Origin of the sequence: Plesiomonas sp. PI-19 (genome assembly GCF_021368255.1) — a bacterium.
Classification (GTDB): Bacteria; Pseudomonadota; Gammaproteobacteria; order Enterobacterales; family CAMTGL01; genus Plesiomonas; species Plesiomonas shigelloides.
Genome location: NZ_JAJNMQ010000001.1, coordinates 3,318,363 through 3,344,461 on the forward strand (window position 1 = coordinate 3,318,363; position 26,099 = coordinate 3,344,461).

Genomic DNA, 26,099 nt, shown 5'->3' on the forward strand with positions numbered 1-26,099 from the left:
ATTGGGGGATGTGGATCCGGGTGGGCAGTCTGAGCAGTAACTAACTTCCGAAAGTCAGAGGGTTGTCATGATTAAAAAGATTGGCGTATTGACCAGTGGTGGTGACGCACCGGGAATGAACGCTGCCATTCGCGGTGTGGTTCGGGCAGCATTGAGTGAAGGGCTGGAAGTTTACGGTGTGATGGATGGTTATCTGGGTCTGCACCAGAACCGTATCCGTAAACTGGATCGTCAGAGTGTGTCCGATGTCATCAACCGTGGTGGTACTTTCCTCGGTTCAGCGCGTTTCCCAGAATTTCGTGATGAAAAAGTGCGGGAACAGGCGGTGGCCAATCTGCGCAGTCATGACATCGATGCTCTGGTAGTGATCGGCGGTGACGGCTCCTACATGGGTGCTAAGAAGCTGACGGAAATGGGTTTCCCATGCATCGGTCTGCCGGGCACAATTGATAACGATGTGGCCGGTACTGACTACACCATCGGTTATTTCACCGCACTGGAAACCGTGCTGGAAGCGATTGACCGTCTGCGTGATACCTCATCTTCGCACCAGCGTATCTCTATCGTAGAAGTGATGGGCCGCCACTGTGGTGACCTGACACTGGCCGCGGCGATTGCCGGTGGTTGTGAGTTCATCGTGCTGCCGGAAGTGGAATTCAACCGCCAAGAGCTGGTGGAAGAGATCATGGCCGGGATCAGTAAAGGTAAGAAGCACGCGATCGTGGCGATCACCGAGCACATCTGTGATGTGAACGAGCTGGCCAAGTTCATCGAGAAAGAAACCGGCCGTGAAACCCGCGCCACCATTTTGGGCCACATCCAGCGTGGCGGTGCGCCAGTGGCGTATGACCGTATTCTGGCTTCCCGCATGGGCGCTTACGCAGTTGAGCTGCTGCTGGAAGGTTACGGTGGCCGCTGTGTCGGTATTCAGAACGAGAAGATGGTGCATCATGACATCATCGATGCTATCGAGAACATGAAGCGTCCATTCAAAGCCGATTGGCTGGCGACAGCGAAAAAACTGTTCTGATACGCAACCCGTGCTCTGAGGCGTATTGGCCATAGCTTATCGGTATGGCGAAGCGCATCTTAAAAAGCGGTCACTACGGTGGCCGTTTTTTTATGGCCGGAATTCTGTGGCTAGCGCACGGCAAAGTGGGGGGAGGCAGTGGATAGGCAAGTGGAGCGAGTAGTGTGGAAAAACGCGTGTTGTGCCGATACCGAGCTGGTATGGATATAAAAAATCCCGGCCTTGTGAGCCGGGATTTTTGAATGCTGCGAGGTGCTCGCTGGCGTCGCCGTATCAATGTGGCATCAATATCAATGAGACATCAATAAATGCGACGCGAAAAATTAGGCTTTGGCTTGCGCTGCTGCTTTAACGATCACCGCAAAGGCATCCGCTTTCAGGGAAGCACCGCCAACCAGCGCGCCATCGATGTCTGGCTGGGTGAACAGCTCAGCGGCGTTAGCGGCGTTTACGGAGCCGCCGTACTGGATGATCACTTGCTCAGCAACTTTGGCGTCATGCTTAGCCACGTGGCCACGGATGAACGCGTGCACGGCTTGCGCTTGTGCTGGAGTGGCAGACTTGCCAGTACCGATAGCCCATACTGGCTCGTAGGCAATCACTGCGCCCATGAACGCTTCGGCGCCCAGAGTGTTCAGTACTGCGTCCAGCTGCTTAGCGCACACCGCTTCAGTTTGGCCAGCTTCGTTTTCGGCTTCGGTTTCACCGATGCACAGTACTGGGATCAGACCGGCAGCTTTCAGTACGCCAAATTTTTGCGCAATGAACGCATCGCTTTCTTTGTGATAAGTACGACGCTCGGAGTGACCGATGATGATGTATTCAGCACCGAACTCTTTCAGCATGTCAGCAGAGATGTCGCCGGTGAACGCGCCAGACAGGTTTACGTCAACGTTCTGGCTACCCAGAGCAATGGCAGAGCCTTGCAGCGCCGTTTGCGCTTCGGCCAGATACATCACTGGTGGCGCAATCGCCACGCCACAACCGTCCACACCGTTCAATTCGGCTTTCAGGCCAGCAATCAGCTCTTGTACCATGGCTTTGTTGCCGTTCAGCTTCCAGTTACCCATAACTAATGGACGACGCATGCTTTACTCTCCAGTCAATATAGAGCGATCTGAATAGCCGCACTGGGCTACCGCCGCTGATCTGTTAAACATATCCGAAAAAATATAACAGTTATCTGAATCGATTTATCAGAGAATCATCATAGATTTGTGCTTCCATCGGCATTTTTTGTTGCCTATTTACGAAAGCCAGTAACTCAGCACCATACGCAATCGAGTATCAGACTTTTGCTGCGCACCACTCAGGCTGGCTGGCGGTGATCCTGACTGCAAGTATGCGTAATAGTTGGGCGAGAGTGGGACAAAGCCACGTCCCGCTGTCGATTTTTTAACCCGAGTAGGCTAACGTTGAAACAGAGGATTGAAAAGGCCTAAGGAGAGGGCATGCGTCTGTTTAAAGCCGAAATCTGGAATTTGGAGTTACTGGCCGAGTCATTTGAGCGTTATCGAGTGCTGTTTGGCGGGAAGCCGGATCTGAAGCGTTCGCAGGTCTTTTTGAAAAATCGCATCCGCTTTGATGAGAGCATCATTTTTGTCGCGGTCCAAGAGGAGTCGCAGCTGCTGGGTTTTGTGCAGTTGTATCCGCTGCTTTCTTCCATTGATGTGCAGCGCACGTGGCTGGTCAATGATTTGTACGTGGATGATGCGTTTCGCGAACAAGGGGTAGGGCGGGCGCTGATGGAAAAAGCGCGCGAGTTTGCCGAATACACTAACGCCGGGGCGTTGGTGTTGGATACCGAGTTTGCCAATCATCCGGCGCGGCAACTGTATCAGTCTTTGGGTTACCAACCGCTGGATAATCGCCTGCTGTATGCGTTGACCTTGTAGCTTCGCGTGAGCTATCAGCGGCGTGGATGTGGCACGTGGTAGGCGCTAAAGTTGTGTGCTTTCGCACGCCTTGCACTTTTACTGCTGGGAAGTTCCGTTGGAAGCAGGATAATGTGCGGCCTGATAGAGTGACTGGATACAAAGGTGAGTTATGCCGATAAGCACGTGGTTGTTTTCATTTCAGGGACGACTGGATCGTCGAGGATTCTGGCTGGGTATTGCAGTCTGTCTGCTGCTACTGATGCTGGGCACGGCGCTGTTATCGGCTTATCCGTTGCTGCGTGATGCGTGGGTATTGGTGTTGTTGTGGCCGCTGCTGGCGGTGATCAGTAAACGCCTGCACGATCGTGGCAAACCGGCGGGCTTTTCGGCTCTGCTGCTGATCCCTATTTTGTTTCCCGGTTTAGCGCCGCATGTGACCGATCCGTTCTGGCAATGGGCGATTGCACGCTTTATGCCGCTGTTTGTGCTGGTGGTGTTGGTGCTCGATTGCGGGGTGTTTCGTGGTCAGCCGCAAGCTAATCGTTTTGGTGACCTGCCAACCGCAATCCGCTGGCGTGGATAAGCACGGCGACAGCGCAAACCGACAACAGAAAACAACATCAGAAAACATAAAAAAAGTGGCCCACCGTGGCCACTTTTTTGATCCGGCATGCGGAGCGAAGCTTCGCTTACCAGTAATGCTCGCTGGTGATCTGCCCTGGCTTGCGACGCAGGTGCTTGCTCAGGCCATATTGTTCTTTCAGTAAGGCTTGGGTGTCGCGTACCATCTGTGGATTTCCGCACAGCATCAGGTGACTGTGCTCGGCACTGATCGCTAAGTCGGCGGCCTGCTCGAGAGCGCCGCTGGTCAGCAGATCTGGGATCCGTCCTTCCAGCCCATCAGGATTGGCTTCGCGGCTGACCACCGTCAGGCAGCGTAGGCGGCCAGCGTAACGCTGCTCTAACTCGCGCATCTGCGGCAGGTAACTTAAATCTTCTTGCCGGCGCACGGCGTGGATCAGGCGCAGATGGGTAAAGCGTGTTAACGCGCTCGGGTCGGCCAGGATCGACAGGTAAGGGCCGATGGCGGTGCCAGTCGCTAGCATCCACAAATCGCGCGCGGGCGGGATCTCATCGAGGACAAAAAAGCCATTGGCATCGCGGGTTAACCACAGGGAGTCGCCCGGCTGCAGACGTTGCAGCGCCGGTGAAAGACGCCCTTGCGGCACCTGAATAATGTAGAACTCTAACTCCGGATTAGCGCTGCCATTGACATATGAGTAAGCGCGCTGCACGCGCTCACCATCGAGATCCAACGCCAGTTTAGTGAACTGACCGGCTTGAAACGGGGCAATATCAGCCCGTACTCGTAATGAGAACAACCGCTCAGTCCAGCGGGTGTTGCTGATCACGGTGCCTGCAACCCATTCAGTCATGGCTGACTCCTTATTGGGGCGAGAGGGGGGAGCAAGAGGCGTGTCGTGGGGTGATCCGGTAGGTACAGCGCCGGTCACCGCCGACAATATGTTCGGTTCGTTCAATGTGGCAGTCGTCACCCAGCAGGCGCTGGAATAAGCGTAGTTCACTGCTGCACAGTGCCTGACATTGACTGGCGGCGTGGCACACCGGGCAGTGTTGCTCGGTCAGGATAAAGGCGTCATCCTGCGCTTGCAGCGATGCCATGTAGCCATCTTGTTCACGCAGGCGCACTAAGGCGCTGAGCCGCGCTTCGAGGGTGGTGGCGTGCACCATCGCCTGCGCATATTGTGCAGCCAGCTGATCTTCCCGTGTTTGCAGCAACGAGGGTAGCGCCTGTTCGCCATATTGCTGCTGTACGGCCAGCAGCAGATGGGCGGAGAGTTCGGCATGCCGATCGGGAAACTGGGCATGCCCTTGTGCGGTCAGGCTCCAGTAACGCACCGGACGGCCAATTTTGACCCGCTGATCTTCGTAGCGCACCAGCGCTTGCTGCTCGAGTTGCTGCATATGCTGACGCACGCCCATGGTGGTCATGCCGAGTTGCTCGGCCAGCGCCTTGACCGGCAGCGGCCCCTGACTTTTCAGGCGGTGCAGGATGATATCCGCAGTTTTCATCTCATGACTCACTGGGTGACGGAAATTGTTAATATGTTGTGTATTATGCCCCCTGTTGTTTATAAAGCAATAGCTTTACTTAACTCGAATGGCAAGGCGTAGGCTGTGCACAGAGTCAGCGTGCAGGCATGCTGTGGAGGCGGTAGAGCATAAATGTAAAGTTTTATTTCCATTCGGTGCGGGGTTATTTGTACAGACGCCCCAAGGCGTTACAGGATAAGGAGTTGTGAGCAAGCTCACGACTTTGCTATCGTATCGCGTCTGATCATTTCGGTCGTTTTTCCATCTGATTTTCCCTTAATACCAAGAAGTAAACTCTGCATCTCACACTGTCTGCTCGCAGCCGGTGGGGCTCCGGCAGGGTAACTGAAGCCTGATTAAAATGAATAAAGCACAAGAAAATAAAATGTTATTGCTGCTGATTTTGCTGGTAGCGGTCGGGCAGATGACCCAGACCATCTACGTACCGGCAATGACGCAGATTGCCAGCGGCTTGATGGTGCGCCCGGGGGCAGTGCAGGCGGTGATGGCTGCCTATCTGCTGACGTACGGTTTATCACAGTTGGTGTATGGTCCGCTGTCGGATCGCTTTGGCCGTCGTCCGATGGTGTTGTCCGGCTTATTGGTGTTTGTGTTCGGCTGCGTGTTTGCGCTGCTGGCGCCGTCACTGGATATGCTGGTGGCCGGTAGTGCCATTCAGGGCATGGGTACCGGGGTGGCTGGGGTGATGATCCGTACCGTACCGCGGGATCTGTTTGAAGGCGCGGCACTGCGCCGCGCCAATAGCCTGATCAGTATGGGGATTATTTTCAGCCCTCTGCTGGCGCCGGTATTGGGTGGTGTGCTGTCGACTCACTTTGGTTGGCGCGCGTGCTTTGTGTTCCTGCTGTGTCTGGGAACGGGCGTGTGGCTGGCGATGGCGGCCTTGCTGCCGGAGACCCGTCCGGAAGCGGCGAAAAACAATGCCATGGGACTGGTGCGCAGCTATCGGCACCTGCTGGGCAATGCTGATTTCCTCGGTTACGTGCTGATCATGGTGTTTGCCTTGGCGGGGATCGCAGTATTTGAAGCCAGTGCAGGGGTACTGATGAGCAACGAGCTGGGCCTGAGCGAAGTGACGGTCAGCATTTTGTTTATTCTGCCATTACCGGCGGCGTTTGTTGGCTCGTGGCTGGCATCGCAAAAAAGCTTCTCTTTGCATCAGCTGATGTGGATTGCCGTTAGCGCGGCGCTGCTGGCTGGCTTTAGCATGTGGCTGTGCGGCGTGCTGGGCATGCTGAGCGTGTATAGTTTGCTGATCCCAGCGGCGATGTTCTTCTTCGCTGGTGGCATGCTGTTCCCGCTGGCGACCACCGGTGCGCTGAACCCCTTCCCACTGCTGGCCGGTACCGCTGGTGCGCTGGTGGGCGGTTTGCAAAATATGGGCTCGGGGATCACCACTTGGTTGTCAGCCAGTTTGCCGATGCACGGCCAGACCACGTTGGGTCTGTTGATGCTGAGCATGGCGGTGCTGATTGTGCTGAACTGGGCACTGATTGTGTGGCGGGCGCGTCAGCATGAGCAGATGCTGGTAAGTCGCCGGATTGGCTAAGCGGTGGCTGACACGACCAATAAAAACGGCGCTCATCATGAGCGCCGTTTTTGTTTGTGCGGTTTTGCGGTTTCGCAGCGCATGGCCGAGTGGCAAGGCGCTCAACGCGCAGCCTTACAAAATGATTTGGCAGATGGCGGCGTCTTTACGATCCAGATAATGGGTCGATTTGATACGGCGGATGGTGCGCGATTTACCGCGGATCAGCAAGGTTTCCGTGGTCGCCACATTGCCCTGACGGTGAATACCTTCCAGCAGGTCGCCTTTGGTGATGCCGGTGGCGGAGAAAATCACGTTATCGCTGCGTGCCATATCGGACAGGCTCAGCACTTTACCGGCCTCAATGCCCATTTCGGCGCAGCGCGCCAACTCGCTTTCACCCAGACGGCGGTTTTCGGCGCTATCGCCTTTCACGTCGTGACGGGCCAGCAGGCGGCCTTGCATATCGCCATCCAGCGCGCGGATCACCGCCGCAGAAATCACCCCTTCTGGCGCGCCGCCGATGCCGTACAGCACATCCACTTCGCTCTCGGGCATACAGGTCAGGATTGAGGCGGCCACATCGCCATCAGGAATGGCGAACACGCGCACGCCCAAGGCTTGCATCTCGGCAATCGCCGCTTCATGGCGCGGTTTGGCCAAGGTGATCACGGTCAGCGAGCTCAGCGGTTTATCCAGCTTGGCGGCTACGCGCATCAGGTTGTCAGCCAGTGAACGGTTCAAATCAATCACGCCTTTGGCGCCTGGGCCGACCACCAGTTTTTCCATGTACATGTCAGGGGCGCGCAGGAAGGTGCCTTTCTCGCCAACCGCCAGTACCGCCAGTGCGTTGGCTTGTCCCATTGCGGTCATACGGGTGCCTTCAATCGGATCGACGGCAATATCTACCGCATCGCCTTTGGTTGTCCCGACTTTTTCTCCGATGTACAGCATCGGCGCCTCGTCGATTTCCCCTTCACCGATCACGATTTCACCGGCGATGTCGACCTGATTGAGCATGATGCGCATGGCGCGGACGGCCGCATCATCGGCGGTATTTTTATCGCCACGACCCAGCCACTTGTACCCGGCCAGTGCCGCTGCTTCAGTCACCCGGGAAAACTCAATGGCTAATTCACGTTTCATGGGAGCAAACCTGTATGCAAGAGATTGAACAAAAAGACTAAGGATCAAAAAACGCCGCTGATGGTATCACAAAAGTCAAAGTAACCGTTTGCGTAATGGAAAATAAAAGCGTGATGCAGGATACATTTGTCGGATGACACTCGGCTGCAACAGCGAGCATTGAGGTGCGGTGGATGAATTATGGCGCAGAGCAATGGTATCGCGTAGATGAAAGGGCGATAGAAAACAGCAAAGGCGCTCGAGGGATAAAAAAAACCGCGCCGAAGCGCGGTTTGTCATAGGGTGGAGAGGGCTATCAGTGTGATAGCGGGTCAGCATACGGTGACGATCAATCTTCCCAGTGCTGGGCGCGGCTCACCGCTTTTTGCCAGCCTTTGTACAGACGGGCGCGTTCGCCTTCGGACATGCCTGGCTCGAACACGCGGTCGATCGCCGCTTTGCACTGCAGCTCGTCCAGATCTTTCCAGAAGCCGATGGCCAGACCGGCCAGATAGGCGGCACCCAGCGCAGTCACTTCACGCACCACTGGACGCTCAACGGTGGTGCCCAGAATGTCAGACTGGAACTGCATCAGGAAGTTGTTCTGCACCGCACCGCCATCAACGCGCAGCGCTTTCAGCGGCGTGCCGGAGTCGGCTTGCATCGCATCCAGAACGTCACGGGTTTGGTATGCCACGGATTCCAAGGTCGCACGGATCAGGTGGTCACGGTTCGCGCCACGGGTCAGACCGAAGATGGCGCCACGGGCATACGGATCCCAGTAAGGCGCGCCCAGACCGGTAAAGGCCGGCACCACATACACGCCGTTGCTGTCTTTCACTTTGGAGGCGAAGTATTCAGAATCGAACGAGTCGCCCAGCAGACGCAGCTCGTCACGCAGCCACTGAATCGACGCACCACCGATAAACACGGCACCTTCCAAGGCATAGTTTGGCTCGCCTTTTGGACCGCAGGCCAGGGTGGTCAGCAGACCGTGACGGGAGCGTACCGCTTCCTTACCGGTATTCATCAGCAAGAAGCAGCCGGTACCGTAGGTGTTTTTCGCCATGCCCGGCTGTACACACATTTGGCCGAACAGCGCGGCTTGCTGGTCACCAGCAATACCAGCGATTGGGATACGGGTACCGCCTTTACCACCAATGTTGGTTTGGCCGTACACTTCAGAGGATGGACGTACCTGTGGCAGCATTTCACGCGGGATGTCCAAGACCTCCAGCATCTTGCTGTCCCAATCCAAGGTGTGGATGTTGAACAGCATGGTACGGGAGGCGTTGGTGTAGTCGGTCACGTGTACGCGGCCTTGGGTCATCTTCCACACCAGCCAAGTATCGACGGTACCGAACAGCAGCTCACCACGCTTGGCGCGCTCACGGGCACCTTCCACGTGATCCAAAATCCATTTTACTTTGGTGCCGGAGAAGTACGGGTCAACCACCAGACCGGTGTTGTGGCGGATGTACTCTTCCAGACCTTGCGCTTTTAAGTCTTCGCAAATCGGTGCGGTACGACGGCACTGCCATACGATGGCATTGTAGACCGGCTTACCGGTTTCTTTTTCCCACACAATGGTGGTTTCACGCTGGTTGGTGATCCCGATACCGGCCACCTGATCTGAGGTAATACCGGCTTTGGCCAGAACTTCCACCAGTACCGCACTTTGGGTACCCCAGATTTCCATTGGGTCATGCTCAACCCAGCCGGCTTGCGGGTAATGCTGGGTAAATTCGCGCTGCGATACGCTAACGACATTGGCATTGTGATCGAGGACTATGGCGCGGGAACTGGTCGTACCCTGGTCCAGCGCGACCATGTATTTTTTTTCAGTCATCATCGATTCCATTGTTCTACCCTAGGTAATGTTTATTGTGGTGGTTTTTAGCGTATTGTTCATCAAGGGGTGCGAGTTTCCCCGCACCACTTTGGATCAGGCTTGCTTGGTTTGCGCGCTTTCGTCTTCATCAGACAGGCGGCAGGTATTGCATGGCAGGTTGCGACCAATCATGGCGCGGTAGCCCGCAGCACCCAGGCAGGCACCGACAATCGGCGCCACAATTGGCACCAGGAAATAAGGGATATCACGTCCGCCGGTTAAGGCCATGTCGCCCCAACCCGCCAAGAACGCCAGCAGTTTCGGACCAAAGTCACGCGCTGGGTTCATCGCAAAGCCAGTCAGTGGACCCATTGCGCCACCGATTACGGCAATCACCAAACCAATCAGTAGTGGAGCCATTGGGCCACGTGGCAGACCGTTACCATCATCGGTCAGCGCCATGATCAGGGCCATCAGCACCGCAGTGATCACCATCTCCACCACAAAGGCATGGCCAACAGAAATGGCCGCATGTGGATAGGTAGAGAAGACTCCGGCAGTTTTCAGGCTTTCGGCGCTACCACGCACGATATTGTGCGCAGTTTCATATTCAGCGAACAGATTACCATACAGGAAGTACACCAGTGCAGCCGCGGCGAACGCGCCCGCCACTTGGGCGAGGATGTATGGCAGCACACGTTTGCGTTCAAAACAGGCAAACAGCCACAGGGCGATAGTGACCGCTGGATTTAAGTGGGCACCGGAAACTCCGGCGGTCAGGTAAATTGCCATCGCAACCCCGACACCCCAGATGATACTGATTTCCCATAGGCTTAAGGCTGCACCGGCCAGATTGGCCGCAGCCACACAGCCGAGGCCGAAAAAGATTAACAGGCCGGTGCCGATAAATTCCGCGATACACTGCCCGGTCAATGAGGGCTGGGTCGTTGTGCTCATACGTGCTGTCCTTGAATTTATTGTGGGGTACGTTATCGGAAACACTATCTGGTTCGACCAGTTGGCTGGTCAATGGTGTAAATGTAACGTTAAAGCGCGAATACGAAAAACAGCAAAAGGTGAATGTGCGTTATTGGTCAAAATTTTAGAGAAAATGCTCATTATTTAGTGAACAGGCTCAAAAATTGGGCGTGTGCAGAGTAATCTGCTGCTAAGCCCTTTTCTGATAGCTGAATCAATTAAGCGAAAGAAAGGTTGCGAGTTTGCATGAATGTAATGAGTGTTAATTGATGGTTAACGCAAAAATCAGACTGTGGCATGGCGTTTTATTGCGATTTATTGCGAGAGCAGAAAGTCGGGCGTGATTAAGTCAGGTCGTTGCTCAGTGCACAATGCGCGATATGGAACATCGGTCGGTTACAGCGCAAATCCTGCGGCTCGCCGGATAGCGCTGGCTCGCAGCCGGTGGTAGAGTACAAGGAAATGCACACCGATCGCGATGAGGCGATGTTTAAGGGAGTCCTTATTTATGTCTTTTGAAGTATTTGAGAAGCTGGAAGCCAAAGTACAACAAGCAGTAGATACCATCCAACTGCTGCAGATGGAAATGGAAGATCTGAAAGAACAGAACCAAGCACTGGAACAACAAGTGCAGCAGAATGCGGCAGAACGTGAAGCGATGCTGCGTGAAAATGAACAACTGCGCGCTGAGCATCAAGGCTGGCAAGAGCGCCTGCGCATGCTGCTGGGCAAAATGGAAGAAGTGTAATTGGCCCGCCGTGGGGATGTGTAACCGGTTCAGTCTCGCTAGGCGAGTTTGCTTCGGTCGCTGCACGTGCTCACATCAAAGCTATTACAATATCAATAAAAAAAACAGAGCATTATGCTCTGTTTTTTTATGGCGAACGTTGCACGCTACGCGTTAACAGCGGTGTTATTCCAGATCCAACGCTTCTGGCGACAGGATGATACCGGTGCTGTCAGCGTACACGTGGTCTTCCGGTAAGAAGGTCACGCCGCCAAAGTTGACCGGCACATCGGTTTCACCGTGGCCGTTGCTGTCTGCGCCTACCGGAATGGAGGCCAGCGCCTGAATGCCAATATCGCACTCTTCCAGCTCATCAACCTGACGCACCGCGCCATAAATGATCATGCCTTCCCATTCGTTCTCGGCTGCGCGGCGCGCCAGTTCGCCGTCGAGCAGTGCACGACGCAGTGAACCACCGCCATCGATCAGCAGCACCCGGCCAAGGCCGTTCTCTTCCACCACATCACGCAGCAAGGCATTGTCTTCAAAGCATTTGATGGTGGTGATTTTGCCGCCAAAAGAACTCCGTCCGCCGAAGCTGGAGAACATCGGCTCAACCACATCAACTTGGTCCAGATAGATATCGCACAGTTCGGAGGTATCGTATTTCATAGGATAAGGCTTTAGTTGTTGAAATTGTACGAAGTATAACCCCGTCTGGGGTGATTGCAAAATCACCAGCTGACAGCGTGTGATTTTGCAAGCAGGACGGCCGCCGAAAAGCGGCCACGAGGATCAGCTGAGTACCAGTCCGGCGGCAAACAGCACGTTGGTCAGCAGCGCGCCTTTCACCACTTGCTCCAGCAAAGGACGCAGCGCAGCGCCATTGGGCTCTTTCCACACTGCCACACCGTGACGCAGCAGCAGCGGGCTAGCCAGCAGGAACAGCCAGATCACCGCCGTATGCACTGCCAAGGCCGCGTACAGCGCCAAGCTCAGCAGCGCGCCACCTAACAGCAGCAGATGGTAGCGACGGCCCCACAGTGGCCCCATGCGCACGGCCAGGGTGTTTTTGCCACACTGACGATCGGTATCGATGTCACGCAGGTTGTTGAGGTTCAGCACCGCTGTAGCCAGCAGACCACAGCCGAGCGCTGGCAGCAGCACCATGGCTTCAAAGTGGCCGGTTTGCAGATAGTAGGTGCCGCCCACGCCGAGCAGGCCAAAGAAAATCAGTACCGAAATATCACCGAGCCCCATATAACCGTACGGCTTGTTACCCACGGTATAGGTAATGGCAGCCACGATCGCCAGCACGCCCATCACCAGAAATCCGAGAATATCTTCCGGCTTTTGGCAGGCTAGCAGGATCAACACCCCACCGCTCAGTAAAGTCAGCAGCAGTACCAGCAGCATGGCCCGTTTCATGGCCTGCGGCGTGATCAAGCCACTTTGTACCGCACGTCGTGGGCCGACTCTGTCCTTGTCAGTTCCCTTGACGGCATCGCCATAGTCATTGGCGAGATTAGAAAGAATTTGCAGCAGAGTCGCAGTCAGCAGTGCCAGTACTGTGATCCCTGCATGGAAGCGTCCTTGCCACATAGCAACCGCAGCGCCGGTGACAATGGAGGCCAGGGCCAGCGGCAGCGTACGCGGTCGGGCGGCTTCCAGCCAGATGGCAAATTTAGAGTTACTCATGGATATGGCTTCAGGCTAGTTAAAAAATGAGCGTGCTAGTTTACCGCAGAGCGTCGGCGGCGGGTATGCCTGTTTTTGGGTAGTGGCGTCGCCGATAATCAACGGCAGACCCTAAACAGCAGATAAAATAAAGGCGCCGTCAGCAGACGGCGCCCAGTCCAACCCGATGAGCGCGACAACATGCGCGCCGTCATCTGACGGGCAGCACTTACAGGATAAAGCGGCTCAAGTCTTCGTCTTCGACCAGCTCGCCCAAGTACTTACTGACGTAATCGGCATCGACGGTCAGTGTCTTGTCTTGACGCTCGCTGGCTTCAAAGGACACTTCCTCGAACAGACGCTCCATCACGGTGTGCAGACGGCGAGCACCGATGTTCTCGGTACGCTCGTTAACTTGGAACGCGGCTTCGGCCAGACGGCGGATCCCTTCATCGGTAAACGTCACGTTCAGCCCTTCGGTGGCCAGCAGTGCTTTGTACTGCTCGGTCAGGGAAGCGCTTGGCTCGGACAAAATACGCTCGAAATCACCGGTAGTCAGCGCTTCCAGCTCAACGCGGATTGGCAGACGACCTTGCAACTCTGGCAGCAGATCCGATGGACGTGCAACTTGGAAGGCACCGGAGGCGATGAACAGGATGTGGTCAGTGTTCACCATGCCATGCTTGGTGGAGACGGTACAACCTTCGACCAATGGCAGCAGGTCACGCTGCACCCCTTCACGGGACACATCAGGACCAGAGCTTTCGCCGCGCTTACAGATCTTGTCAATCTCATCGATAAACACAATGCCGTTTTGCTCAACCGCGTGGATAGCCTGCTCTTTCAGTTCTTCTGGGTTCACCAGCTTGGCCGCTTCTTCTTCAATCAGCAGCTTCATCGCTTCGGCAACTTTCAGCTTACGCTTTTTCTTCTGCTGACCGGCCAGATTCTGGAACATCGATTGCAGCTGGTTGGTCATCTCTTCCATGCCCGGTGGGGACATGATTTCCACGCCTACGTTACCGGCGGCAGAGATTTCGATTTCGATCTCTTTATCGTTCAGCTGACCTTCACGCAGTTTCTTGCGGAAAATCTGACGGGTATGTGATTGCTCGTCAGTCTTTTCGGTCTGGCCCCACTGATCGCGCGCTGGCGGCAGCAGTGCATCGAGAATGCGGTCTTCGGCCAGCTCTTCCGCGCGGAAGCGGTTTTTCTCGATAGATTGCAGACGCACCATCTTCACCGCGGCATCAGTCAGATCGCGGATGATGGAGTCCACTTCTTTACCCACATAGCCCACTTCGGTGAACTTGGTGGCTTCAACTTTGATGAACGGCGCGTTAGCCAGTTTGGCCAGACGACGGGCAATTTCGGTTTTACCGACCCCGGTTGGGCCAATCATCAGAATATTTTTTGGGGTAACTTCATGGCGCAGCGCATCAGGCAGCTGCATACGACGCCAGCGGTTACGCAGAGCGATGGCGACGGCACGTTTGGCTTTGTCCTGACCGATAATGTGGCGATCAAGTTCGTGGACAATTTCGCGAGGAGTCATTTCAGACATGGTCAGGCCCTTAGCTCTTACTTGGCAGTTCTTCGATGGTTTTGTGCTGGTTGGTGTACACACAGATGTCACCGGCGATAGTCAGCGCTTTTTCCACGATTTCGTGGGCGGACAGATCGGTATTTTCCAGCAGAGCGCGTGCAGCAGATTGCGCGAATGGGCCACCGGAGCCGATCGCAATCAGATCATTTTCTGGCTGAACCACGTCACCGTTACCGGTGATGATCAGCGAGGCATTCTCATCGGCCACTGCCAGCAAGGCTTCTAGCTTGCGCAGTGCGCGGTCGGAGCGCCAGTCTTTGGCCAGTTCAACCGCCGCCTTGACCAGATTACCTTGATGCATTTCCAGCTGGCGCTCAAAGCGCTCAAACAGAGTGAAAGCATCGGCGGTACCACCGGCGAAACCGGCAATCACCTGATCGTTATACAGACGGCGCACCTTACGGGCGTTGGCTTTCATTACGGTGTTGCCCAGAGAAACCTGTCCATCACCACCAATTACTACTTTGCCGTTACGGCGCACACTTACGATGGTTGTCACTGTGTGGTCCTCAGCGTGGGAATAGAAAATGCCCTGCAGGATGCAGGGCTCATATTTTCTTAGATGGGGATGGGGAAAGTAAGTTTCAACCCTGGACCGGAAGAATTAAACAGGACATACCACTGCCTTTAAGGCGTGATTGCTGTTTATCGGCCGCGGCACGGCTGCTGTACGGCCCTAATACCACGCGATGCCAGCTGTTGCTGGTACGCACGTTACTTTCGATCCCCTGAAAAGCCAGTGTAGCCTGAACTTCTTCGGCCTGTGATGAAGTACGGTAGGCACCGCACTGTACCAGCCATTTCTGACTGCTTTCGGCAGGTTTTTCGGCCGGCTTGCTGGTTTCGCTGTTACGCGGGATCGGTGGCGGCTGCACCAGTACCGGTTTGGCTTCGGTCACGCTAGGCGCCGGTTTGCTTGGCGGTGTCGGTGGCGTTGCCGGACGGGGTGGAATTTGCTCCACGCGCGCGGTTTGCCCTGTGCTGGCCGTTGGCGGTGTATACAGCGGTTTATCTGGATTCACCCGCGTTTCACCATCGATATTGCCGTTCCGATCCGCTTGCGGCAAGGTGATTGGTGCTTGCTTCATCTCGGCCTGCAACTGGCTCAAAATCGCCTGTTGCTCGGGGCTCAATTGGGTTGGTGGCGTGCTGTCTTGAACCGGATTGTGGTCAGTGACCACCACTTCTTTGTTTTCCAGCTCTTTAATATAGCTCCAGCGCTCTTCCGGTTTGACCGGCAGGCCGTTTTTATGCGGCTGTTGCTGCAGAGCCTGCGCTTGTTCGGCGGAGCGATGCTTAAGATAATACAGACCACCGGCAAGGCCAGCGATCAGCAGCACGGCGAGACCGATTGCCATAACAGGCAACGGCTTACGGGCTTTTTTGTTATTACGGCGGGTTCGCGCCGGAGCGGAACGTTTACCGCGGGATACATAGTCTCGTTGTGCCACAGTGAGTATCAGATCTGACGGGTTAACAGGTAAGTTAAGCATGTTACTGAAGTGGAACAGTGTTGACCAGTTACCCGGTGCAAAAGTTACACAGATTGGGGCATCGGTAACGGCATTTTATGCGGCTCGATGCGGAAATAAGGCATATCGCCTCGCTGGCGTTGATCTGGGTCTTGCTTTTACGTCAGCCACTCTATGTCGCGGGGTAGATGTAGCCTGGTGGCGTGCACCGGCTAAGGGGAAGGACATCAGGCCACAGCATACAGACCTCATGTCCGGTTAATCCCCGGTGTGACGAGTCACGTTCGGTTTAACGACGTGGCGGCGCAGCACTGGCACGCACCACCAACTTGGCCTCCAGCAGACGCGAGCTAGTACCGATATCCTGACCTTTGAGCATGTTCAGCAGTAAGGTCATGGATTGACGGCCAATTTCATAGCGTGGTTGGCTGACGGTAGTCAGTGGCGGATCGCAGAACTCCGAGAACTTGATGTCATCGAACCCGATGATCGACAAATCCTGTGGCACGCGAAAGCCCAGTTTTTTCGCCTGCTGCAAGGCACCAATCGCCATGACATCGCTTTGGCAGAAAATCGCGGTCGGTGGCGACGGTTGTGCCATCAGTTGCGATACCGCTTGTGCACCGGCTTCAAAGGTGAAGTTGCCGTAGGTCATGTAACGCTCTTCCACCGCAATACCGGCGCGGCGTAGTGCCTGAATGTAGCCTTGGGTGCGATAGCTGCACAGTGGCATGCTGCTTGGGCCGGCGATACAGGCCACACGCTTGTGTCCTAACTGAGTCAGGTAGTGCACGGCGTCAAAGGCGGCGGTCAGGTTGTCGATATGAACGGTCGGCAGCTCCAGCTCCGGTGAGAACTCATTGGCCATCACCATCGGTGGCAGGTTCTTCTGCTCCGGTTTGCTGATATCAAACGGCAGGTTGGAGCTCAACAGCAGCATGCCATCGGCTTGCTTAGTGAACACCAAATTGACAAAAGAACGCTCGCGGGCATTTTGCTGAGCACAATCGCCCAGTAATACCAGATAGCCCTCTTCGGTGGCGGTTTCCTCGATACCACGGATCACATCGGCAAAGAAGGGATCACTGATATCCGGCACGATCACCACGATCGTTTTTGATTCGTTGCGGCGCAGATTGCGGGCGAGTGAGTTCGGAGAGTAACCGACCTCAACCACGGCTTTTTCAACACGTTGTCGGGTCGCTGTTGAAACCTTATCCGGGTTCATCAGCGCACGTGATACCGTGGCGGTAGATACACCTGCAAGCTGGGCAACGTCCTTCATTGTTGCCATAAAACGGTTCTCCTACATCTGAAATTGACTTTCTCCCTGTCGGCAACAGGCTGCCAAAATCCGCAGCCAAAAAGTCAGCCGCCGAACAACCAATATTGTAAACAGCTGTGGCAGGAGGACAAACTCGTTTGCTTGCGGAAATTACATTCTTTTCGTGATGCAGTTCGCCTTTTAGAGCAAAGGTTTGCGCAGCCCTCTGGATCATCCCGATTTAGATCATCTCAATCGGATCGACATCGATGTTCCAGCGCACTTTGCGCGCTAGCGGTAATGCTTCAAAGGCGGGTCTGGCGATCGCCAAGATCTGCTGCAATTTACGCCGCGATGGGTGCTGTAACAGCAGTTGCCAACGAAAGCGTCCCGCGCGTTTGCTTTGCAGTGCTGGAGCAGGCCCCAGTAGCCAAAAATCGCTGTCCAGCAAGGGGCTGGCTTCGAGGATGGTACGCAGTTGCGTCAGCAGCTGGGCGGGCGGATCGCTTTGGTGATCTTCGGCGCGGATCAATACATGGTAAGTATAAGGTGGTAACCACGCCGCTTGGCGCTCGAGCAGAGCTTGCTGGGCGAAGGCGCCATAGCCGCTTTGTAGCAAGGTTTGCAGCAATGGGTGCTCAGGCTGGTGGGTTTGCAGTAACACTTCACCGGCTTTACCGGCACGACCGGCACGACCCGCTACCTGCGTATACAGCTGAGCAAAGCGCTCAGCGGCGCGAAAATCGGCGGAGAACAGCGCGCCATCCACATCCAGCAAGGCAACCAGCGTGACATCGGGAAAGTGGTGGCCTTTGGCCAGCATCTGGGTGCCGATCAAGATTTGGCTGCGCCCGTCGCGGATATCGTCCAGATGTTGCTCCAGCGCGCCTTTACGGCGGGTGCTGTCGCGATCAATCCGGCTGATGGCAAATTCCGGCAGCAATTGCTCTAGGGTGTGTTCGACCTGCTCGGTGCCAACGCCGACCGGCACCAGCTGTGTGGAGCCACACTGCGGACATTGGTGCGGCACCGGATGCTGGTTATCACACTGGTGACAGCGCAGGTCGCGGGTGGCCTGATGGAAAGTATACGGACGCTCACAGCGCGGACAGTGGGCAACCCAACCGCACTCATGGCACAGCAGCGCCGGTGAGAAACCACGCCGGTTGAGAAACAGCATCACCTGATTGCCCTTCTGCAAGTGCTGACGCATGCGCGCCAGTAAGGCAGCGGACAGTCCCGCTTGTACCGGCTGACCGCGCATATCTATCACATGCTGCTGTGCCGGGCGGGCATTACCGGCGCGGCTGGCCAGCGTTAAGAGGTGGTATTTCCCTTGTCGTGCATTAAGCAGACTTTCCAGCGATGGGGTGGCCGAGCCTAAGATAATCGGAATTTGCTCGGCATGGGCGCGCATCACCGCCAGATCGCGGGCGTGGTAGCGCCAGCCATCTTGCTGCTTGTAAGACGCGTCGTGCTCTTCGTCAATCACCAGCACCCCAGGGCGCGCTAAGGGGGTGAACAGCGCCGAGCGGGTACCGATGACAATGGCACTTTCACCGCAGCGCGCCCGCTGCCAGACGGCCAAGCGTTCGCTGTCATTGAGCGCGGAATGCAGCACATCTACTGGTACCGCAAAGCGCTGGCGAAAACGGTTGATGGTTTGCGGTGTCAGGCCAATTTCGGGCACCAATACCAGCGCTTGCTTGCCTTGGCTGAGCGCCCGCTCAATCACATTCAGATAGACTTCGGTTTTCCCCGAGCCGGTGATGCCATCGAGCAGCCACGCGGAAAAACCGTCTTGTGCATTGATGGCGGCAACCGCCGTGGCTTGCTCGGTGTTGAGGCGCAGCGGCGGCTCGGCGCCGTTGTGGCTCAGCACGCCGGTGCTACTGGCGTGCGCTGCGGGATAGCTACGCCGCCAGTCGGTCAGCTCTGGTTGGCGCAGTTGCTGGTCAATCAAGCCTTTTTGCCGCAGGGCATTAAAGGCGCTGTCGCTACAGCCTTCGGCCTGCAGGGCGCTTTTTTCCAACGCACCGTGGCGCAGCGCCTGAATGATCTGCCATTGCTTGGGCGAGCGTTTGAGCTGCTCAGGTGTGCACAGGCGACCGCTGTCGGTCAGTTGCCACACGGTTTGCGCGGCGGGCTCGGCGCTGTGCCCTTGGCGCAGCAGAACGGGCATTGCTTGGGCAAACACATCTCCCAGCGGATGTTGATAGTAGCTGGCGGCCCAGTGCAGCAGATCCCACATCGGGGTTGGCCACAGCGGCTCTTGATCCAGCACGGCCAGCACAGGTTTGCATTGATCGAGCGGGATCTCGGTGTGATCCGGCAGACTATCGATAACACCAATCAGCTCACGTTTGCCAAACGGCACCCGAACCCGTACACCAGGGCGAGCTTGCGCCTGCCAAGAGTGTGGCAAACAGTAATCAAACAGGCGGGGCAGTGGCACAGGAAGGGCCACGCGAACTAGAGTATCGCTCATCGAAGGGTCGCTGATCCGTTATCATTCAAAGTGTAAGCTGGTGTTGGCAGTGTACGGCTTTGGCGCGCTTTTGTCGCCTGCTGGGCGGCGTTGGCGCGTGAGGCGCGCGCGCTAAAAAAAGGCGAGCGGGAGCGGTGAAAAAGACGGCAGATGGCTTGAAAGGGGTAGGCGAATGCCGTATCATTCTGCGCCTTATAACTGAGTTATTAACCCTCGTGTGGTGTTTGGCTGGCAGTAGCTGAGACCAAATAGCGACACGGCCTTTACTTGAGGTTTCCCCATGAAACAAGGTATCCACCCAGAATACAAAGAAATTACTGCAACTTGCTCTTGCGGTAACGTAATCAAAATCGGTTCTACCGGTCACGACCTGAACCTGGACGTGTGCGGCAAATGCCACCCGTTCTACACTGGTAAGCAGCGTGAAGTGTCTACCGGCGGCCGTGTTGACCGTTTCAACAAGCGTTTCGGCGCACTGGCTTCCAAGTAATTTTTACTCGGACGACCACGAAAAAAAGCACCTACGGGTGCTTTTTTTGTTTCTGTGATCTGGGCACGGATCTGACGATCGTGCGCTGATCGGATCTGCATTATCCGGCCACGGTTATGCTGGGCATCCCGCCTGAGATTGATTATCATCCCCTGTGCTCCACTACCCTCATCTAATTATAATGTTATAAATGCAGGAAATTTTGATGTCTGCCGATTTACGTCAACAAGCACTGGATTACCACGCCTACCCGATGCCGGGCAAAATCACCATCGCACTGACCAAACCTGCCGATACGGCGCACGATCTGGCGCTGGCTTACAGCCCAGGTGTGGCTGAGCCGGTGCGCGAGATTGCTCGCGATCCAGAAAATGCCTACCGCTATACCGGTAAAGGCAATCTGGTGGCGGTAATTTCCAACGGTACCGCAATTTTGGGTTTGGGCAACCTCGGCCCGCTGGCGTCAAAGCCGGTGATGGAAGGAAAAGCCTTACTGTTCAAACGTTTTGCTGGGGTCGATGCGATTGATATCGAAGTGACCCATGATACGGTCGATGAGTTTGTCGATACTGTGGCGCGCATTGCCGACTCGTTTGGCGGTATTAACCTTGAAGATATTAAAGCGCCGGAGTGTTTTGAGATTGAACAGCGTTTGATTGAGCGCTGCAATATTCCGGTCTTCCATGATGATCAGCACGGTACCGCGATTGTGACGGCGGCCGGTGTGCTCAACGCCTTGGAAATTCAGGGCAAAACCTTGGGCCAAGCGCGCATTGTGTGCTTGGGCGCGGGCGCGGCGGCCACCGCCTGCATGGATATGTTGGTTAAATGCGGCGCACAGCCGGACAACATGCTGATGCTGGATCGTAAAGGCGTGATCCACAGCGATCGCGGCGATCTCAACGAATTTAAAGCGCGCTTTGCGCGTCAAACCGATAAGCGCACTTTGCATGATGCGCTGACCGATGCCGATGTGTTCTTGGGCGTATCGGGCCCGAATTTGTTGCCAGCCGATGCGTTGGCACTGATGGCGCCAAATCCAGTGGTGTTTGCTTGTGCTAACCCAGATCCTGAGATCACGCCGGAGCTGGCGTTTGCTACTCGCAGCGATCTGATCATGGCCACCGGCCGCTCAGATTATCCGAACCAGATTAACAACGTATTGTGCTTCCCGTTCCTGTTCCGTGGCGCGCTGGATGTGCGTGCACGTGCCATTAACGATGCGATGAAACTGGCCGCCGTTGAGGCGATTCGTCAGCTGGCGAAAGAGCCAGTGCCACAAGACGTGTTGCAAGCGGCTGGTGTTGCGGCCTTGGCGTTTGGTCGTGATTACATCATTCCAAAACCGATGGATTCCCGTTTGCTGGAAAAAGTGTCGCAGGCGGTGGCCAATGCGGCAATTGCATCAGGCGTGGCCAGTGCACAGGCCGTATCGGCTGCGGAGCGCGCGCGTCACACTGAAGCGGCGAGTGCTTAAGCTCTGCTCTCCTCTGAGTCATAAAAAACGCCGCAATCGCGGCGTTTTTTTATGTCGGTATTTTTCTCGGTATTACGTGGCCTGAACAGCGCGCGCGTTTAGTTGCGCGCTAGCCACTGACCGGCAATGGTCATCAATATTCCCACTCATCGGGGTTGATCCCCATCTGACGCATCAGCTCTTTGGCTTCGACTGGGATTTCGTCATGGCGCTCTTTGCCCAGATCATCATCGGTCGGCAGCGGCTGACCGGTAAAGGCGTGCAAAAAGGCCTCACACAGCAGCTCGCTGTTGGTGGCATGACGCAGGTTGTTGACCTGACGGCGGGTGCGCTCATCGGTCAGAATTTTCAGGACTTTAAGCGGGATCGACACGGTAATTTTCTTTACTTGTTCGCTTTTTTTACCATGTTCTGCATAAGGGCTGATGTATTCGCCGTTCCACTTAGCCATAAAACACCTTGTACTTGGGTCGCGGCACGACACTTAGCGCGTAAAGTTTTCGCGTACAGTTCTCGCGTAAAGTCAGCGTGGTCGTGCTATCAGAGAAGATTGAGATATACCTGCGCATAATTCTAACGGGTTATGTAAGGTCTTACAATCTAAACGCAAAGATGTTTAGACATCCAGATGTATTGACGGCTATATATAAAAGCCGCTACATTGAAGCATCGCATGCACGAGGGAAATCGTAGGCATGTGTTGGGTTTTCGCAGGGAGAGCATGACCAGCATGAGCAAACACTACCAACCGGCCACCGCCGCCATTCGTAGCGGGCTGAATAACGATGATCAGTTCGGCTGCGTGGTGCCGCCGATCCACTTGTCATCCACCTACAATTTTACCGGATTCAACCAGCCGCGGGTACACGATTATTCACGGCGCGGTAACCCCAGCCGCGATGTGGTGCAGCAGGCGCTGGCTGAGCTCGAAGGCGGTGTGGGTGCGGTGATGACCGCCAGCGGCATGGCGGCCATCCACTTAGTCTGCACGTTACTGCTGCGCCCGGGCGATGTGCTGGTTGCTCCGCATGATTGCTATGGCGGCAGCTATCGGCTGTTTGCCAGCCAGCATCAGCGCGGCGCGTACCGCGTGATTTTTGTCGACCAAGCGGATCCCGAGGCGCTGGCTGCGGCACTGGCCGAAAAACCGAAACTGGTATTGGTGGAAACGCCGAGCAATCCTCTGCTGCGGGTGGTGGATATTGCCCAGATCTGTCAGCAAGCTCATGCGGTGGGGGCGCTGGTGGTGGCGGATAACACCTTCATGACTCCGCTGGGCCAACAACCTTTGGCATTGGGCGCCGATTTGGTGGTGCACTCGTGTACCAAATACCTCAATGGGCACTCCGATGTGGTGGCTGGATGCGTGATCGCTGCCGATCCGGCGCTGTATACCGAACTGGCGTGGTGGGGCAACAATATCGGTGTCACCGGTTCGGCGTTTGACAGCTACCTATTACTGCGCGGTTTACGCACCTTGGCGCCGCGTATGCGCCAGCACCAAGAAAATGCCGATGCGTTGGTGGAATATTTGCGCCAACAGCCGTTGGTGAGTCGTTTATATCATCCTTCTTTACCCGAAAATCCCGGCCATGCAATTGCTTGCCGGCAGCAGCAGCGTTTTGGCGCCATGCTGAGCTTTGAATTGGCAGGGGATGTGGCCGATTTTGTGGCACAATTGCAGCTGTTTACTCTGGCAGAGTCACTGGGCGGTGTGGAGAGTCTGATTTCCCATGCGGCGACCATGACCCATGCCGGGATGGCGCCGGAAGCGCGCCGTACTGCGGGGATCAGCGATCAGTTGCTGCGCATTTCCGTGGGCATTGAGGATGCACAAGATTTAATTGCCGATCTGGAGCAGGCGTTCCGGGTCGTGGCGGAGAGGTAACCGAATGAGCGTATACAGCGGAGCTGGGCAGGAGCGGCGTCCACTGCGACAGCTGCACAAATTTGGTGGCAGCAGTCTGGCCGATCCGAGCTGTTATCAGCGGGTCGCCAACATCATGATTGAACACAGCCAGCCCGGTGACCTGATGGTGGTATCGGCGGCCGGTAGCACCACCAATCAGCTGATTGCGTGGTTGAAGTTGGCGTATAGCGATACGCTGGCCGCCCATCAGGCGCAGCAGGAATTGCGCCGTTACCAGTGCAGCCTGATTGACGGTCTGCTGCCGGAGGCGCATGCCGAAGTACTGCGCCAAGCACTGCTGGCCGATTTAGACACGCTCGCGCGCTTGCTGCAAACCCCTTACAGCGAAGCGGTGTATGCCGAAGTGGTCGGCCACGGTGAAATTTGGTCGGCGCGTCTGATGGCGGCGTATTTAAACCAGCGCGATGTGGATGCTGCTTGGCTGGATGCGCGTCAATTTATGCGCGCCGAGCGTGCCGCTCAGCCGCAGGTGGATGAAGGGCGCTCTTGGCCACTGCTACAAGCCTTACTGGAGCAGCATCCGCAGCGCCGTCTGGTGGTGACCGGTTTTATCTGCCGCAATGAAGCTGGCGAAACCGTCTTGCTCGGTCGTAACGGCTCGGATTACTCCGCGACCCAAATCGGCGCCTTAGCCGGTGTGCAACGGGTGACTATCTGGAGTGATGTGGCCGGGGTGTACAGCGCAGATCCGCGCAAAGTCAGTGATGCTTGCCTGTTGCCATTGCTGCGTTTGGATGAAGCCAGCGAGCTGGCCCGTCTGGCCGCGCCGGTGCTGCACGCCCGTACTTTGCAGCCGGTGTCTGGCAGCGAGCTGGACTTGCAGTTGCGTTGCAGTTATCAGCCGGATCAAGGCTCGACTAAAATCGAACGGGTACTGGCGAGCGGTACTGGCGCCAAAATCGTCACCAGTCACGATGATGTGTGCTTGATTGAAGTGAGTACCCAAGAGAGTGCACGTTTTGAGGCGCTGCGTGATGATGTGCTGCGTTTGCTCAACCGCGTCCAAGTGCAGCCGATTGCCTACATGGCGCACCATGATCGTAACTTGCTGCAACTGTGCTACACCGCCGAAGTGGTCAATAGCGCCTTTTTGCTGCTGCAAGAAGCCACCTTACCGGCGGAATTACGCCTGCGCGAAGGGTTAGCGATGGTGGCGCTGGTGGGGGCTGGCGTGTGTAACAACCCGCTACACAGCCACCGTTTCTACCAACAACTGCAAGATCAGCCGGTGGAGTTTGTCTGGCAGTCTCCAGAAGGGATCAGCTTGCTGGCGGTATTGCGCCAAGGGCCAACCGCGTATTTGATCCAAGGGCTGCATCGCCGTCTGTTCCAAGCGCAAAAACGCATCGGATTGGTGCTGTTTGGTAAAGGCAATATCGGCTCACGTTGGCTGGAGCTGTTTGCCCGTGAGCAGCGTAACTTGTCGGCGCGCTCCGGCTTTGAGTTTGTGCTGGCTGGGGTAGTCGATAGTAGCCGCAGCTGGTTGCACTATGATGGCCTTGATGCCAGCCGTGCGTTGGCCTTCTTCCACGATGAAGCGGTGGCGCATGAAGATGATGCTCTGGTGCAGTGGATGAGTCAGCATCCGTATGACGATCTGGTGGTGTTGGATGTGACCGCCAGCGAGCAGGTGGCCGGTCGTTACCGCCAGTTTGCCGAGTATGGTTTCCATGTGATCAGCGCCAATAAGTTAGCCGGTGCCTCGGGCGCGGGCGAGTACCGCCGCATTCGCGATGCATTTGAAAAAACCGGTCGCCATTGGCTGTATAACGCCACGGTCGGGGCGGGGTTGCCAATTAACTATGCGGTGCGTGACCTGCGCGAAAGTGGCGATACTCTGCTGTCGCTGAGCGGGATTTTCTCCGGCACGCTGTCGTGGCTGTTCCAGCAATATGATGGTAGCCGTCCGTTTACTGCGCTGGTGGAGCAAGCGTGGCAGCAAGGGTTAACTGAGCCCGATCCACGTGAAGATTTGTCTGGGCAAGATGTGATGCGCAAGCTGGTGATCTTGGCTCGCGAGGCCGGTTATCCGCTGGAGCCTGAGCAGGTGCGGGTGGAGTCACTGGTGCCCGCCGAGTTGGTTGAGTTGTCGCTGGATAACTTCTTTGATCAGGGCGAGACGCTCAATCAGCACATGGCGCAGCGTTTGGCGGCGGCGCGCGAAGCGGGCTTGGTGCTGCGCTACGTGGCCCGTTTTGAAGCCGGCGGTAAGGCGCGGGTGGGGATTGAGGCGTTGCGCCCCGATCATCCATTGGCCTTCTTGCTGCCGGGCGACAATATCTTTGCCATCGAAAGCCGTTGGTATCGGGATAATCCGCTGGTGATCCGTGGCCCAGGTGCGGGTCGCGATGTGACCGCGGGGGCGATTCAATCCGATCTTAATCGCTTGGCACAGCTGCTGTAATCCGCGAAACGCAGCACGAATCAGCAAGGGAAGACCGTCGGGTCTTCCTTTTTTTATGC

General features: G+C 56.0%; 23 protein-coding genes. 9 read left to right on the forward strand and 14 right to left on the reverse strand.

What is annotated here, in order from left to right; translation table 11 throughout:
- The first annotated feature begins 67 nt into the window (after nt 1-67).
- Nucleotides 68-1,030, forward strand: a complete 963-nt coding sequence (gene pfkA / locus LQ901_RS14750) for a 6-phosphofructokinase (protein ID WP_010864884.1) — start codon at nt 68-70, stop codon at nt 1,028-1,030.
- A gap of 323 nt (nt 1,031-1,353) precedes the next feature.
- Here pfkA and tpiA read toward each other — a convergent pair whose 3' ends face one another.
- Complete coding sequence (gene tpiA / locus LQ901_RS14755; RefSeq protein ID WP_039046063.1) at nt 1,354-2,118, reverse strand: triose-phosphate isomerase; 765 nt, start codon at nt 2,116-2,118, stop codon at nt 1,354-1,356.
- Nucleotides 2,119-2,481: 363 nt separating this feature from the next.
- Here tpiA and LQ901_RS14760 point away from each other — a divergent pair, with 363 nt between their 5' ends.
- A complete protein-coding gene (locus LQ901_RS14760; RefSeq protein ID WP_233672369.1) occupies nt 2,482-2,925 on the forward strand; it encodes a GNAT family N-acetyltransferase in 444 nt (147 codons plus the stop codon).
- A 151-nt stretch (nt 2,926-3,076) separates the two neighbouring features.
- The gene (locus tag LQ901_RS14765; protein WP_112866217.1) at nt 3,077-3,490 is read left to right on the forward strand and encodes a DUF805 domain-containing protein; all 414 of its coding nucleotides are present in this window, start codon (nt 3,077-3,079) and stop codon (nt 3,488-3,490) included.
- Nucleotides 3,491-3,596: 106 nt separating this feature from the next.
- Here the strand turns inward: LQ901_RS14765 and LQ901_RS14770 are convergent, their stop codons facing one another.
- Together LQ901_RS14770 and LQ901_RS14775 are read right to left on the reverse strand one after the other, a co-directional pair.
- The gene (locus tag LQ901_RS14770; protein ID WP_064978283.1) at nt 3,597-4,343 is read right to left on the reverse strand and encodes an FAD-binding oxidoreductase; all 747 of its coding nucleotides are present in this window, start codon (nt 4,341-4,343) and stop codon (nt 3,597-3,599) included.
- 10 nt (nt 4,344-4,353) lie between these two features.
- Entirely contained in the window at nt 4,354-5,001 is a 648-nt protein-coding gene (locus tag LQ901_RS14775; protein WP_064978282.1) for a metalloregulator ArsR/SmtB family transcription factor, read from the reverse strand.
- A gap of 382 nt (nt 5,002-5,383) precedes the next feature.
- Here LQ901_RS14775 and emrD point away from each other — a divergent pair, with 382 nt between their 5' ends.
- Entirely contained in the window at nt 5,384-6,592 is a 1,209-nt protein-coding gene (emrD, locus tag LQ901_RS14780; RefSeq protein WP_010864877.1) for a multidrug efflux MFS transporter EmrD, read from the forward strand.
- Nucleotides 6,593-6,706: 114 nt separating this feature from the next.
- Here the strand turns inward: emrD and glpX are convergent, their stop codons facing one another.
- The 3 genes from glpX to LQ901_RS14795 all read right to left on the reverse strand — a co-directional run bounded on the left by glpX (nt 6,707) and on the right by LQ901_RS14795 (nt 10,484).
- Nucleotides 6,707-7,717, reverse strand: a complete 1,011-nt coding sequence (gene glpX, locus LQ901_RS14785; protein WP_010864876.1) for a class II fructose-bisphosphatase — start codon at nt 7,715-7,717, stop codon at nt 6,707-6,709.
- A gap of 328 nt (nt 7,718-8,045) precedes the next feature.
- Nucleotides 8,046-9,548, reverse strand: coding sequence for a glycerol kinase GlpK (glpK, locus tag LQ901_RS14790; RefSeq protein WP_036770049.1), 1,503 nt, complete (start codon nt 9,546-9,548; stop codon nt 8,046-8,048).
- Between the two features lie 93 nt (nt 9,549-9,641).
- Nucleotides 9,642-10,484 (reverse strand): MIP/aquaporin family protein, encoded by an 843-nt coding sequence (locus LQ901_RS14795; protein ID WP_064978281.1) that lies wholly within the window; start codon nt 10,482-10,484, stop codon nt 9,642-9,644.
- A gap of 529 nt (nt 10,485-11,013) precedes the next feature.
- Between LQ901_RS14795 and zapB the strand changes: the two genes are divergently transcribed.
- Nucleotides 11,014-11,253 carry a cell division protein ZapB gene (gene zapB / locus LQ901_RS14800; RefSeq protein ID WP_010864873.1) on the forward strand — a complete coding sequence of 80 codons (240 nt, stop codon included), beginning with the start codon at nt 11,014-11,016 and terminating at the stop codon, nt 11,251-11,253.
- 165 nt (nt 11,254-11,418) lie between these two features.
- Here the strand turns inward: zapB and rraA are convergent, their stop codons facing one another.
- The 7 genes from rraA to priA form a co-directional block, all read right to left on the reverse strand.
- Nucleotides 11,419-11,904 (reverse strand): ribonuclease E activity regulator RraA, encoded by a 486-nt coding sequence (gene rraA / locus LQ901_RS14805; RefSeq protein ID WP_010864872.1) that lies wholly within the window; start codon nt 11,902-11,904, stop codon nt 11,419-11,421.
- 123 nt (nt 11,905-12,027) lie between these two features.
- Nucleotides 12,028-12,930, reverse strand: coding sequence for a 1,4-dihydroxy-2-naphthoate polyprenyltransferase (locus LQ901_RS14810; protein ID WP_039046057.1), 903 nt, complete (start codon nt 12,928-12,930; stop codon nt 12,028-12,030).
- A gap of 208 nt (nt 12,931-13,138) precedes the next feature.
- Nucleotides 13,139-14,473, reverse strand: coding sequence for an HslU--HslV peptidase ATPase subunit (gene hslU, locus LQ901_RS14815; protein WP_010864870.1), 1,335 nt, complete (start codon nt 14,471-14,473; stop codon nt 13,139-13,141).
- 10 nt (nt 14,474-14,483) lie between these two features.
- Nucleotides 14,484-15,014 carry an ATP-dependent protease subunit HslV gene (gene hslV / locus LQ901_RS14820; RefSeq protein ID WP_047709348.1) on the reverse strand — a complete coding sequence of 177 codons (531 nt, stop codon included), beginning with the start codon at nt 15,012-15,014 and terminating at the stop codon, nt 14,484-14,486.
- Nucleotides 15,015-15,099: 85 nt separating this feature from the next.
- A complete protein-coding gene (ftsN, locus tag LQ901_RS14825) occupies nt 15,100-16,008 on the reverse strand; it encodes a cell division protein FtsN (protein WP_010864868.1) in 909 nt (302 codons plus the stop codon).
- 268 nt (nt 16,009-16,276) lie between these two features.
- A complete protein-coding gene (gene cytR / locus LQ901_RS14830) occupies nt 16,277-17,281 on the reverse strand; it encodes a DNA-binding transcriptional regulator CytR (RefSeq protein WP_010864866.1) in 1,005 nt (334 codons plus the stop codon).
- A 211-nt stretch (nt 17,282-17,492) separates the two neighbouring features.
- Entirely contained in the window at nt 17,493-19,739 is a 2,247-nt protein-coding gene (priA, locus tag LQ901_RS14835) for a primosomal protein N' (protein WP_233672370.1), read from the reverse strand.
- Nucleotides 19,740-20,019: 280 nt separating this feature from the next.
- On the opposite strand from priA, the gene rpmE reads away from it, so the two are divergent.
- Both rpmE and LQ901_RS14845 read left to right on the forward strand, forming a co-directional pair.
- A complete protein-coding gene (gene rpmE / locus LQ901_RS14840) occupies nt 20,020-20,229 on the forward strand; it encodes a 50S ribosomal protein L31 (protein WP_010864862.1) in 210 nt (69 codons plus the stop codon).
- Between the two features lie 205 nt (nt 20,230-20,434).
- Nucleotides 20,435-21,706, forward strand: coding sequence for a malic enzyme-like NAD(P)-binding protein (locus tag LQ901_RS14845; RefSeq protein ID WP_152105978.1), 1,272 nt, complete (start codon nt 20,435-20,437; stop codon nt 21,704-21,706).
- Nucleotides 21,707-21,839: 133 nt separating this feature from the next.
- Here LQ901_RS14845 and metJ read toward each other — a convergent pair whose 3' ends face one another.
- Nucleotides 21,840-22,157, reverse strand: coding sequence for a met regulon transcriptional regulator MetJ (gene metJ, locus LQ901_RS14850; protein WP_010864860.1), 318 nt, complete (start codon nt 22,155-22,157; stop codon nt 21,840-21,842).
- Between the two features lie 279 nt (nt 22,158-22,436).
- Here metJ and metB point away from each other — a divergent pair, with 279 nt between their 5' ends.
- On the forward strand, nt 22,437-23,594 hold the full coding sequence (gene metB / locus LQ901_RS14855; protein ID WP_106912124.1) for a cystathionine gamma-synthase: 1,158 nt from the start codon (nt 22,437-22,439) through the stop codon (nt 23,592-23,594).
- A gap of 4 nt (nt 23,595-23,598) precedes the next feature.
- Nucleotides 23,599-26,040: a bifunctional aspartate kinase/homoserine dehydrogenase II gene (locus LQ901_RS14860; RefSeq protein ID WP_152136681.1), complete on the forward strand. Its 2,442-nt coding sequence runs from the start codon at nt 23,599-23,601 to the stop codon at nt 26,038-26,040.
- The last annotated feature ends 59 nt before the right edge of the window (nt 26,041-26,099 follow it).